The organism is uncultured Blautia sp. (genome assembly GCF_902497045.1).
Lineage (GTDB): Bacteria > Bacillota > Clostridia > Lachnospirales > Lachnospiraceae > Blautia_A.
The window spans coordinates 1-12529 of the sequence record NZ_CABVDF010000068.1; the positions used below are offsets into that span (position 1 = coordinate 1).

10 protein-coding genes and 1 tRNA gene are annotated in these 12529 nt (G+C 43.0%); 10 read left to right on the plus strand and 1 reads right to left on the minus strand.

From position 1 onward, the window contains the following. Positions 1 to 105 precede the first annotated feature (105 nt). Positions 106 to 1854, minus strand: coding sequence for an IS1634 family transposase (locus RDS42_RS06815; protein WP_308782972.1), 1749 nt, complete (start codon positions 1852 to 1854; stop codon positions 106 to 108). A gap of 275 nt (positions 1855 to 2129) precedes the next feature. Here RDS42_RS06815 and RDS42_RS06820 point away from each other — a divergent pair. The 10 genes from RDS42_RS06820 (at position 2130) to RDS42_RS06865 (ending at position 12510) form a co-directional block, all read left to right on the plus strand. Further along, a tRNA-Thr gene (locus RDS42_RS06820) sits at positions 2130 to 2202 on the plus strand. Between the two features lie 212 nt (positions 2203 to 2414). After that, the gene (locus RDS42_RS06825) at positions 2415 to 3749 is read left to right on the plus strand and encodes an amidohydrolase (RefSeq protein ID WP_308782973.1); all 1335 of its coding nucleotides are present in this window, start codon (positions 2415 to 2417) and stop codon (positions 3747 to 3749) included. Positions 3750 to 3802: 53 nt separating this feature from the next. Beyond that, positions 3803 to 4897 carry an ABC transporter ATP-binding protein gene (locus RDS42_RS06830; protein WP_308782974.1) on the plus strand — a complete coding sequence of 365 codons (1095 nt, stop codon included), beginning with the start codon at positions 3803 to 3805 and terminating at the stop codon, positions 4895 to 4897. After that, positions 4884 to 5750, plus strand: coding sequence for an ABC transporter permease (locus RDS42_RS06835; RefSeq protein ID WP_308782975.1), 867 nt, complete (start codon positions 4884 to 4886; stop codon positions 5748 to 5750). The genes RDS42_RS06830 and RDS42_RS06835 overlap by 14 nt, the downstream gene beginning before the upstream one ends. Next, positions 5747 to 6553, plus strand: a complete 807-nt coding sequence (locus RDS42_RS06840) for an ABC transporter permease (RefSeq protein ID WP_308782976.1) — start codon at positions 5747 to 5749, stop codon at positions 6551 to 6553. The genes RDS42_RS06835 and RDS42_RS06840 overlap by 4 nt, the downstream gene beginning before the upstream one ends. A 48-nt stretch (positions 6554 to 6601) precedes the next feature. Then, a complete protein-coding gene (locus tag RDS42_RS06845) occupies positions 6602 to 7630 on the plus strand; it encodes a spermidine/putrescine ABC transporter substrate-binding protein (RefSeq protein WP_308782977.1) in 1029 nt (342 codons plus the stop codon). Between the two features lie 20 nt (positions 7631 to 7650). Further along, positions 7651 to 9273 (plus strand): phosphoenolpyruvate--protein phosphotransferase, encoded by a 1623-nt coding sequence (ptsP, locus tag RDS42_RS06850; RefSeq protein WP_308782978.1) that lies wholly within the window; start codon positions 7651 to 7653, stop codon positions 9271 to 9273. Positions 9274 to 9283: 10 nt separating this feature from the next. Next, complete coding sequence (locus RDS42_RS06855; RefSeq protein ID WP_308782979.1) at positions 9284 to 10426, plus strand: DUF362 domain-containing protein; 1143 nt, start codon at positions 9284 to 9286, stop codon at positions 10424 to 10426. A 366-nt stretch (positions 10427 to 10792) separates the two neighbouring features. Continuing rightward, positions 10793 to 11662, plus strand: coding sequence for a homocysteine S-methyltransferase family protein (locus RDS42_RS06860; RefSeq protein ID WP_308782980.1), 870 nt, complete (start codon positions 10793 to 10795; stop codon positions 11660 to 11662). Between the two features lie 107 nt (positions 11663 to 11769). Then, a complete protein-coding gene (locus RDS42_RS06865) occupies positions 11770 to 12510 on the plus strand; it encodes a DUF3825 domain-containing protein (protein ID WP_308782981.1) in 741 nt (246 codons plus the stop codon). The last annotated feature ends 19 nt before the right edge of the window (positions 12511 to 12529 follow it).

Sequence of the window (12529 nt, forward strand, 5' to 3'; positions counted from 1 at the left end):
GGAAATAATAAAAAAGCCCAATTCTTTTTTAGAATCAGACTTTTTCAGTGCCCTTTAAACATGGGCTCTGTAGCCGTTTTCCTTTTCGTAACGATATGTGCTATATTATGATTTTTTTGACTTAATCTGTTTCGTTTCTTTAATAATTGTTCGCATGGAGGCTTTTGTAATGAATTCATAATCCGTTCTAAAGCCAAATGTTTTGTGCAGAGAATCAGTTAATTCTGTTCTTGTGTAGGAAGGAATATAACCACTTGCTGTATTTAGTAGTGTCATTTGCATAGAACGTAATGTCCCAAGTATCTGACTGACCGTATAAGCATCTCCAAGTTTCTTTTCTAATAACCGATAAAGAAGAAGACTGATATAGCAGGTCATGAAATGAGCTTTTATTCGATCCTCTCTTCGTACATAGACTGGTCTAGCTTCAAATTCGGTTTTCATAATTCTAAAGTTTTCTTCTATTTCCCAACGCTGTTTGTTGATCCGTATGATTTCAGAGACATCACCTTCCAGATTTGTAATAACAGCATAAAAACCATCATACATTTCTTCTTTTTGAATCTGTTCTTCATCAATATCATATACTTGTTTATCAGCGATTTCTCCATCTGGCGTTACGGAAGTCTTCTTTACAAAACGCATTGGATCATTCTGATTTTTTCCTTTTCGTTTACGCCCAGGTGTGTTGATGATCTTTTCAGCACGTTCGATTTGGCGGTCACGAATTCTTCTTTGGTATGCTTTATATTTTGGAGAATAAGTAACAATCAGAGTTTCATCCATGTTTCCTGTAACCACAGGAACTTCTTTGTAATAAACAGTGTTATAAACTTCTTCATCAGTTTCATCAAGTGTACTCAGATCTATGGATTTTGTGCTACCGACTTTACGAAACTGCGTAGGATTCAGAGCAATTTCACGATCTTCTTTCTTCATCTTTTTAAGAGAATGAGTGATGATGTATGCCCGGTTTCCAAGACTGTTAAATCTTCTGTTTGCAGCACTTCCAAGTCCGGAATCAGAACAATAGATGAATTCACTGCAGTTAAAGTCCTGGAGAATTTTTGATTCTAAAGGCTTTAATGTTGTCTGTTCGTTTTGATTTCCTGGATAAACATCAAAAGCAAGAGGAATACCATCAGCATCCATAAATAATCCCATAGTTACAATTGGATTCGGACGGTTTTCCTTACTTTTACCATAACGCTTGGAATCGCTTTCCTCTTCAATTTCGAAATAGTAGTTTGTGCAATCGTAATAGAGGATACGATTATTTCTTGGATGAAGGAAGTTAGAATTCTTGTAAAGTTCACTTTGAATAAAATCCGATTCCTCTGCAATCACAGAAAGAGAGCGGTAAACGTCCTGTAGACTGTATTTAGGTGGCTCTAACAGTGTTTGACAATAGTCATAGCTGGCCAGCTTGCTAGAAGGCGATAGGATTCGTGCATAAACTAAATCGGTCAGGATTGTTTGTAGATTGTATTTATATTTGTGGCGCTCTTTGATTGTTCTACAAATCTTATCTATACGAAGTTGTGTACAAAGTTCTTGTAAAAAGAGATATCCAACATTGAAAGAACGGCGTTCATTCATCGGAATGCAAGTAGCTTTTGAAAACTCTACAGAAATCTTTCCAGTAGCTTCTTTATAGAGTTTTGTCTCTTTATCAGCCTGCTCTCTTGCCCATGCCATCATCTTATCTCTGTCACCATCGAATTGTTCTAAAAGTGTGTTATATTTTCCGAGTTTTTTATAAATACGAGATGAGGACTTGCCATTTTCCTTGCGGAAAGAATGATAAATATACACATCTTTATTGTTTTCACTACCTGTAAGTGCAATATACATGATTAGAAAAGACTCCTTTTCTTTTATTATAACACACTATTGCAAACAAGTACATATAAAAACGGAAAATTTGACATAAAAAAAGCAGGTTTTATAAGGCCTGCAAGGTATTTTTCTAATATTCAACTGTCAAACTCCCGTGAAAAGCCGGCAGGAAAGAAAACTGCTTCGGAAAAGAAAATAGCCGCACAGAAGAAAACGGCGGTATAAAGAAATAAAAAATCTTCTTGCTTTTTTTTGAAAAGCGAGTATAATATTTTGTGTGTCAAACACAAGCTGGAATAGCTCAGTCGGTAGAGCACTTCACTCGTAATGAAGGGGTCGAGGGTTCAAGTCCCTTTTCCAGCTTTTATAGGAGAAGGGAGTTTCAGGAGCCTGTCGTTGTTCAGGTTTTTGAAACTCCTTTTTACTTACCAGGAAAGAAATACAGTGCATTATAATTTTCTTGATAAATGAAAAACACTTTGCAAGTATGCAGCTATATAAGATGTCTGTATTTTCTTTTTATTTTCAATAGCCGTGAATTGTGATATGATGAATCCGGTAAAGGAGCTTTAGTTATGGATGCAATAGAAAAAAAGATCATTGCAATGATCGAAGCACACAGAGAAGAGATCATTGCTTTTGCAGAGGATATAGAAAATCATCCGGAACCAGGATTTCAGGAGTTTCGTACTGCCTGCAAAACTGCGGAATTTCTGAGAAAAACAGGATATCAGGTAGAGGAGGATATAGCCCTTACTGGGGTAAAGGCTTCCTGGGAAAAACGGGATACACAGAAGTCAGGGGGAGCAGGCAGGAAGAATTCCGGATATCCAAATGTAACAGTCATTGGAGAAATGGATGCTATCGGCTGTCAAAGCCATCCGAAGGCAGATCCTCATACAGGAGTGGCTCATGCCTGCGGCCATCATGCACAGATGGCGGTTATGGCAGGAGCAGCCATTGCATTTTCAGATCCGGAGATAAGAGGAGAGATTTCAGGTTCTCTGACCTTTCTGGCAGTGCCGGCAGAGGAATACATAGATGCAGATAAAAGAGCCGCTTTAAGAGAAAAGGGAATCCGTTTTGGCTCCGGAAAAAGTGAGATGATCCGTACAGGGGTTTTTGACCATACGGATCTGGTGATGACTACTCATGTACATATGGTAGATGTAAAAGAGGACTTTTATCTGGGAAATCCTGCCTGCAACGGGTTTGATGCAGAAAGGGTCACCGTCAGGGGAAAGGCGGCTCATGCAGCCATTGATCCCTGGAATGGAATTAATGCCCTGAGTATTACAAGCAGCGCCATACAGATGATGGGACTGATGCGGGAGACCTTTCGGGAGGAGGATCATGTACGCCTTCACAATGTCATACGGAAAGCAGGAGATGTGGTAAACAGTGTGCCGGATGAGGCTGTAGTGGAGACAAAAATCCGTGCGTCCTCTCTGGAAAGAATTCAGGAAATCCGCCGGATGGTGGATCGTGCTTATGACGGAGCTGCCTATGCTTTTGGAGGAAAGATCGAAAGAGAAAATCTTCCGGGATATATGCCCATCCGTCCAAGAATGGCAGATACGGTTTTGGTTGAGGCTGCAGAGGAACTGGGTCTTGTTTACAGAAACGTGCAGCCGGGAGATTTTAACAATGCCTGTACTGATGTGGGAGATCTGACACAGTTGTTTCCGGTGATCAATTTTACATTCAGGGGATTTGAAGGAAGACTTCATGGTGAGGATTTTTATATCACAGATAAGGAAAAGGCATATATTCTTCCAGCGAAGCTGATGGCATTGACAATCTATCGACTTTTGCGGAAAAACGGAGAAGAGGCAAAAAAAATAAAGGAAAGTTTTACTGCGGTTTTTGACAAACAGACCTATATAGAGTATATTGAAAAACAAATGTAAGAATACAGAGGCTGGAATGCAGCCAGACGAGGAGGCAGTACAGAAACAGAAATATGACAGAGATTTGTTTGGAATTAAAAAATATCAGAAAAGGATTTTCTGATGAGGAAGAGGTACTGAAAGGTATCAGTCTTTCAATCGGAAAAGGAGAATTTATTACGTTACTGGGTTCATCCGGATGTGGAAAGACAACAACTCTGCGCATTATCGCAGGACTGGAACAGCCGGATGCAGGACAGGTTTTTCTTGATGGCAGGGATGTAACCAGTCTGAATCCTGAGGACAGAGATGTTAACACTGTATTTCAGAATTATGCGCTTTTTCCTCATATGAATGTAGCAGATAATATAGGATACGGACTGAAATTAAAAAAGGTCCCCAAGGCTGAAATTCGCAGAAAAGTAACGGAAATGCTGGAGCTGGTGCAGCTTCCCGGATACGAAAAAAGAAAGCCTTCAGAGCTTTCCGGGGGACAGAAGCAGAGAGTGGCCATTGCACGGGCCCTGATCAATAATCCACAGGTACTTCTTCTGGATGAGCCTTTAGGTGCACTGGATCTCCAGCTCCGCCGCGCCATGCAGACCGAGCTGAAAAGACTTCAGAAAAAGCTGGGCATTACCTTTATTTATATTACCCATGACCAGGAAGAAGCCATCAACATGTCTGACAGGATTGCAGTGATGAATCATGGAACCTTTGAGCAGATCGGAACGCCGGATGAGATTTATAATCATCCCAGAACAAGCTATGTTGCTACTTTTGTTGGAAATGCAAATATTTTGAAAGGAAAGGCAGAGAGCACGAAGGATGGAAAGGTAACAGTAGCCATCGCCGGAGGGCATATGGAAGCAGCCTGTGAAGATGATGTCATCCGAGCAGGGGAATCCGTAACACTTGCAGTACGAAGTGAAAATATCCGGATTCAGGAAGAATGCTCCTGTGGACTGCAGGCAAAAGTGGAAGAAAAAAGCTTTGCAGCAGGACAGCTTCGTGTGGTTCTCAAACTGGCAGACGGATCAGAACTGGTAGCCAGCCGTTATGGAATAGATGCAAAAGTGGAACAGGGACAGACAGTAAGTGTCTGCTTTGCACCGGAGGATGCTGTTTTTGTAGACAGACCCGGGGAGGAAAAGAATGAGCAGGACTAAAATAAAAAAACACAGTTCTTCCGTATGGATGATCCTTCCTCTTTATTTTTTTACACTTGTGTTTGTGGCGGGGCCTCTTATTTATATGGTAGCCTTAAGTTTTGCACAGCCGGGAAGTGGTTCGTCAGTAGAGTGGAACATGACTCTGGAAAACTATAAAAAAATCCTGGATCCTGTATACCTGCAGACTTTTCGGGAATCTTTTCAGCTTGCCCTGACCAGTACGATCATTATCTGTATATTAGGATATCCATTTGGATATTTTATGGCAAAGATGTCTGAAAGCTGGAAAAAGAAAGCCATGCTCCTTTTGATGCTGCCTTTCTGGATCAATTCTCTGATCCGGCTTTATGGATGGATCATCATTCTCCAGAACCGCGGCATCCTGAACCATGTGCTGAAAACTCTGGGGATTATTGATAAGCCGCTGAAGCTTCTCTACAGCTATCCGGCCATTGTGGTGGGAATGGTGTATGTGCTGCTTCCATTTATGATCCTTTCTGTATATTCCAGTGCAGAAAAGCTGGACTGGTCTCTTGTGGAAGCGGCCCGAGATCTTGGGGCAGGAAAGATAAAAGCTTTCTGGACAGTGTCCTTTAAGCTGACTCTTCCAGGGCTTCTTTCAGGTGTGATCCTGACTTTTATTCCTTCCATGGGTCTGTTTTTTATCGCGGACATTCTGGGAGGAAATAAGATTGTTCTGGTAGGAAGTCTGATCCAGGAACAGATGACCAGAGGAAGCAACTGGCCTTTTGCGGCAGCACTTGCCGTGGTACTGATGCTCCTTACTTCGCTGATGATCGGTCTGTACCGTAAAATTACAAATGTAAAGGAACTGGAGGGAATCGGATGAAAAAGAATTCAAAATTTTCCAGCCTGTACATGGGGATCATCTTTTTCCTTATGTATCTTCCGGTGGCAGTGGTGATTATTTTCTCCTTTAATGAGTCCAAGCTTCCTGTACGTTTTACCGGTTTTTCGCTGAAATGGTATCAGGAACTGCTGGGTGACAGTGCTATGATCGAGGCTCTTGGAAACAGTCTGATCCTTGGTGTGTCAAGCTGCCTTGTAGCGGCGGTGATCGGAACTCTGGGAGCGGTAGGTCTGGCCAGAATCCACTGGAAGACCAAGGGAGCGCTGGAATATATTTCCATCCTGCCTCTGATGATCCCGGAAATTATCTTGGGAATGGTACTGATGGCATTTTTCTATTTGCTGAATATTCCTTTTGGAATGCTGACACTGCTTCTGGGACATACGGTTTTTTGTGTACCGTATATTCTGATGCAGGTAAAGGCCCGGCTGGCAGGAATGGATCCTTCTCTGGAGGAAGCTGCCAGAGATCTGGGGGCGGGAAGTTTTCAGGCATTCTGGGATATCACACTTCCTCTGATCATGCCGGCTGTAGTATCGGGATCACTTCTGGCGTTTGCCATGTCCATGGATGATGTGGTGATCAGTATTTTTGTCAACGGACCCAGGATATCCACGCTTCCAGTCAAGGTGTATACGCAGCTGAAAACAGGAGTGACACCGGAGATTAATGCCTTATGTACTTTAATGCTGGTCTTTACGATTGGAGTTTTTGCAGTTTATCATCTGACAGGCAGATTATTAAAAAGAAAAAACAGACTCTTTTCAATAAAGAAAAAATAGGCTATACTAAAATAGTACAGTTTAATATTGCATAAAGAGGAGGACACTATGAAGAAATCAATTGTTATTGCATTATGTGCAGCACTTTCTGTTACTGCAGCGGTACCAGTCAGTGCAGACAGTGAAAAAGAACTGGTGCTTTTTACCTGGGAAAATATGTTTCCTCAGGAAGTGCTGGACGGATTTGAGAAGGAAACAGGAATTAAGATCGTGTATTCCAACTTTGATACAGATGAAACTATGTTTGAAAAACTGTCTATGGCAAAAGGCGGTGACTATGATATTGTGATCGCCGATGATTATATTATTGAAAATGTAGTTCAGGAAGGTCTTGCAGAAAAACTGGACCAGTCAAAGCTGACAGGATTTGAGAACATTAATTCCCTTTATCAGGGACAGTTTTATGACCCGGATAATGAATATACGATACCTTATGGAGCGGGTATCCCTCTGATTGTTTATGATCCGGAAATGGTGGATATTGAGATTAAAGGTTATGCGGATCTCTGGGATCCGTCTCTGGAGGACAGCATTGCTCTGGTGGCGAATTATCGTGTGATCAATGGCATTACAAACCTGATGCTTGGAAAGAGCATGAATGAAGAGGATGTAGAATCAATTAAAAAGACAGGAGAAAAACTTCTGGAGCTGGCTCCTAATGTTCGTCTGATCCAGGATGATAATACACAGAATGCCCTTTTGAACGGAGAGGCAAGTGTGGGCTTTCTTTATACCTCACAGGTGACAGCTGCCCTTGCAGAATATCCGGAACTTGAGGTGGTTTATCCGGAGGAAGGGCTGGGATTTGGCATTATGGGAATGTTTATTCCAAGCCAGGCGCCGAATAAAGAGGCAGCATATCAGTTTATGGATTATATTCTTCAGCCGGAAGTGGCGGCACAGTGCACTGATTTTATCGGCTATTACAGTACAAATAAAGCGGCAGATGAGCTGGTAAATCCGGATCTGGTCGTTCCGGATTCTGTGAAAAAAGGCGAGATCGTGCAGAATGTAAGTGCAGAAGCAGAGGAACAGTACAACAAGAACTGGACAGAATTCAAGGCTGCCTGCGACTGACAGGACAAAGGGGGTACAGGATGGAAATTTACAAAGGTACTGCAACCTTTTCGGGAATTGCCATCGGTAAGATTTTATATTACAGCAGAGGCGAGTATCAGATACGTCAGTGTCTGGTGAGCAATATAAAAAAGGAAATCCAGGACTTTCATGAAGCGAGACGGCAGATTATCTGTACTCTGGAGAGGCTTTATGAGGAAAATCGACAGATTAATGAACAGGCAGCGAATATTTTTCTGGGACAGATACGTCTTCTGAGATCAGAAAGCTATCAGAAAGCTATTGAAAGCTGTATTTCTTCGGAGAAGGTAAATGCTGCCTATGCTGTTATGACAAACAGGGATGAAGTAACAGAAACCTTCCGAAATCTGGAAGAGCCTGTAATACGCAGAAGAATCCAGGATATTCAGGAGGTTTCCGGAAGGCTGATACAGATACTGGGAGGCGCATGTGTGAAGATCAATCTCGGAGAGAATCCGGTGATCGTCGTGTCGGAATCGCTTGCGCCTACAGAGATTATGGAGATGGATAAAGACAAGCTGCTGGCTGTGGTTATGCACCATGGGTCTGCAGTATCTCATACGTCCATTGTTGCAAAAACAATGGAGATTCCTTCTCTGGTAGACATAGAAGCTCATGACGAATGGGACGGACATATGGCTATTGTGGACGGTTATACGGGTACTCTGTATCTGGATCCGGATCAGGAGACAAAGAAAGAGTACAGAATTCGTTTTGAAGCTGACAAAAAAGAAAAAGAAGAACTTCTGAAATTAAAAAATCAGGCAGATGAGACGGTAGATGGAAGAAAAGTTGGTCTTTATGCCAATATCGGAAATATGAGTGACCTGAATAATGTACTTTATTACGGTGCTTCTGGAATCGGTCTTTTGAGGAGTGAATTTCAGTATTTGGGAAGAGAAAATTATCCCAGAGAAAATGAACTTTTCCGTGCATATAAAAAACTTGCAGAGACCATGGGCGACAGGCTTGCTGTGATACGTACTGCAGATCTGGGAGCAGATAAGCAGGCCTCTTATCTGGATATTCCGGAGGAGGCAAATCCGATCATGGGAAACAGAGGCATACGCCTGTGCCTGGATCGTAAGCGGATGTTTAAGGCTCAGCTCCGGGCAATTTACCGTGCAAGTGCCTATGGCAATCTTGCAGTGATGTACCCTATGGTGGCTTCAGAAGCCGAAATGGATGAGATTGAGGCACTGGTCTGTGAAGTGAAAGAAGGTCTTACAGAAAAGGAAATTCCTTTCCGTGATATACAGACAAGTATTATGATCGAAACCCCGGCAGCCGTGATGATCAGCCGGGAACTGGCCAAAAGAGTGGATTTTCTCAGTATCGGTACTAATGATCTGACACAGTATACCCTTGCCATGGACAGGCAGAATCCCCTGCTGAAAAAAAAGTATGATGATCATCATCCGGCCATTCTGCGAATGATACAGATGGTGGTAGAGGCTGGTCATGCAGAAGGAAAAAAAGTCGGGATCTGTGGAGAAATTGCAGCAGATACCGGGCTTACAGAAACATTCCTGCGTATGGGTGTGGATTTTCTGTCGGTTGTTCCTGCCTGTATCCTTCCGGTGCGGAAGGCTCTGAGAGAAACGGATCTCAGTGTGAAATGAGGATAGATTTATGCAGAAACAAAAAAGCAAAGTGATACTTCTTCCCTGTAGTTCTTACAGGGAAGAACTTGTTTATGAAGGTTTAAAAAAAGGTCTGGAACTTCTGGGAGGCCTGGAGACGCTTGTAAAAAAAGAAGAGAAAATTCTTCTGAAACCGAATCTTCTGAAAAAAGCAGAAGTGGAAAAAGCTGTGATCACGCATCCGGCGGTAGTTGGTATGTTTGCACGTATTCTAAAAGAATATGGCTGTAAAAATGTGATCCTTGCAGATTCCTGCGGACATGGAACCACCAGAAAGGTAATAGCAGGAACCGGTATGGATCGGTACCTGGATGAATTCCAGATACCGGCTGTGGATTTTTCTGAAGGGATAAAGAAACTCTATCCGGAGGGAAGCCAGGCAAAGGAATTTATGCTCAGCAGGGAGCTTCTGGAGCAGGATTGTGTGATTTCACTGTGTAAGATGAAAACACATGCTCTGGAACGAATTACAGGAGCAGTGAAAAACAGTTATGGATTTGTATATGGTTTTTATAAAGCAAAAGGACATACACTTTATCCAAGTGCGGACAGCTTTGCCCGAATGCTGGTAGATCTGAACCAGTGTGTAAGACCGAGGCTGTATGTTATGGACGGCATCACAGCAATGGAAGGAAACGGTCCCGGCTCCGGTGATCCTGTAGACATGGGAGTGATGCTGCTTTCCACAGATCCGGTGGCTCTGGACAGTGTGTTCTGTCATCTGGTACATCTGAAGCCTCAGATGGTTCCGACTAATTATCATGGAGAAAAGATGGGACTTGGAACCTGGAAAAAAGAGGAGATTGAAATACTTACTCCGGATGGGAGAATTTCCATGGAAGAGGCGGTACGGAAATATGGAAATCCGGAGTTTCATGTAGACCGGAGAGTTATGAAGCATGGAATCTGGGAAAAAATGGCAAAAGCTTTGAATATTTTTCAGAAGAAGCCATATATTGAAGCTGAGAAATGTATCCGCTGCGGAATCTGTGTAAAAAGCTGCCCGGTGCCGGGAAAAGCAGTAGAATTTCGGGACGGACGAGAACATCCGCCGGTGTATGACTATAAGAAATGTATCCGGTGTTTCTGCTGTCAGGAAATGTGCCCGGAGAAAGCAATCAAAGTCAAATAAATTTCTGGTTGTGGGGGCGGATTTATGTTTTTTGTTCTCTACAGACGATGCCGTTTCCTCTTTGCATCTGAAAGTAGACAACACCAAAACAGAACTCCTTCCGGCTGAATCTGGCTGCTAGCCGCAGGATGGCGGACATAGGTGTACTCTGCGGTTCCGCACCAGAGGAAGTGTATTTTGCAAAGAAGCAGAAACATAGAACTTTCCAAATCGCGAACCAGCTTCTGTGGCAGATTTCTCTGACTCCTGCATGTCCTTTACAGATACAAAATCATATTCATCCACCCTTACAAACAGAAATTTTCTGTGGGAAAAATTCTGATGATGTGCTATGATAATCCACATAAATACTGAGAGGAGAATATTATGACCAAAAAAGAATTTCGGGAGCTGACAGAGAAGGTTCTTATTCTGGATGGTGCCACAGGTTCCAATCTGATGGCTCAGGGGATGCCGCGGGGCATTTGTACGGAGTTGTGGGTTATGGAGCATAAGGAGATTATCCAAAACCTTCAGAGAGCTTATATTGAAGCGGGGAGCCAGGTGATTTATGCGCCTACATTTGGAGGCAATCGCAGAAATCTTCAGCAGCATGGTCTGGAGGATCGTATTGTGGAGATCAATCATACGCTGGTTTCCTATTCCAGAGAAGTGGCAGGAGAAAGAGTTTTTGTGGCAGGAGATATCACTACATCCGGGCAATTTGTTACAGCAGAGGGAGAGTATACTTACGAGGATGCCTTTGAGATGTACAAAGAGCAGATACAGATACTGCAAGAAGCGGGAGTGGATCTTCTGGCGGCAGAGACCATGATCAATATTGAGGAAACGCTGGCAGCAGTAGATGCGGCAAATGCAGTCTGCCAGCTTCCGATCATGTGTACCATGACGGTGGAGGCAGACGGAAGCATTTTCAGCGGCGGAAATGCAGTGGAGGCCGCAGTGGCTCTGGAAAGTGCAGGGGCAGATGCGGTAGGCATCAATTGTTCTGTGGGACCAGATCAGCTGGTATCAGTGGTCCGAAATATCCGTGAGGCTGTTTCTATTCCGGTGATCGCAAAACCGAATGCGGGAATGCCGGTGATCGATGATCAGGGGAATGCGGTTTACAGCATGTTACCGGAGGAATTTGCCGGACATATGAAAGTTCTGGCAGAGAACGGAGCATCTATAATGGGAGGATGCTGCGGAACAACTCCAGAGTTTATCCGTGCCATGCACCAGCTGTTGAAATAAGATCCCCCAAGAAAACATTTGGAATCGTTCTGTCTGAAGATTTTTGTAATAAAATATATAAAAGATCTTTTTACGCAAAGAGAACCATTTTCAGACAGGAGGATAATATGAATTTATTTGATTTCACTTATTGCGGAAATTATAACCGGCATATTCGGAATCTTTCCCATATGGTTCCAGAGAAATGGAGCTTTGGGGATGGTGATGACAACGGGATTTTAAAAGGCTACCTGGAGCATACGTTTCAGCGTGTTTATGAAGAAGGAAAGGTACAGGAAACAGAAGAATATGCAATCTTTAATACAGGACTTTTTAATGACTATTATCAGCCGGTGTATGCATTTTTTGTTCATAATCTGATTCCTGGACGCCAGAAATGGTTTCTGGAAGGCTTCTATACAGAATATTACCTTCTGAAATCCGGGATTACCGGGCTTCCGGAACGGGCACAGTATGCGAAAGAGCCTGCAGAACTGGTTTTTGATACTAAATTGGATATTGTTCCCCAGTATGAACATATTTTTGATGAGGAAGAAAACGTACAGAGACTTCCGGAAAATGTGCGGACAAGCAGAATGCGCGTACAGCTGTTTGACGGAGCTCTTCGCCAGACAAAGCATATGCTGGAGGCCGATTACCGTACAGCGGTTCCTCAGTATTATAATCATGGAATCCAGCTGTTGATACCGGTTTGTCTTCAGACACCGGGAAAGGCGGACCTGGCACTTGCCTGTGTGAAAACGGCAGATGGGAAGAAGTATTTGGGCCGTACCTGTCTGACTCTTAAAATGGCATACCATAATGCAAGACTGCTTGCAAAATTAGACAGCAGCTGGCTTTATCCGTAAAAAAGTTAAGATACCATTC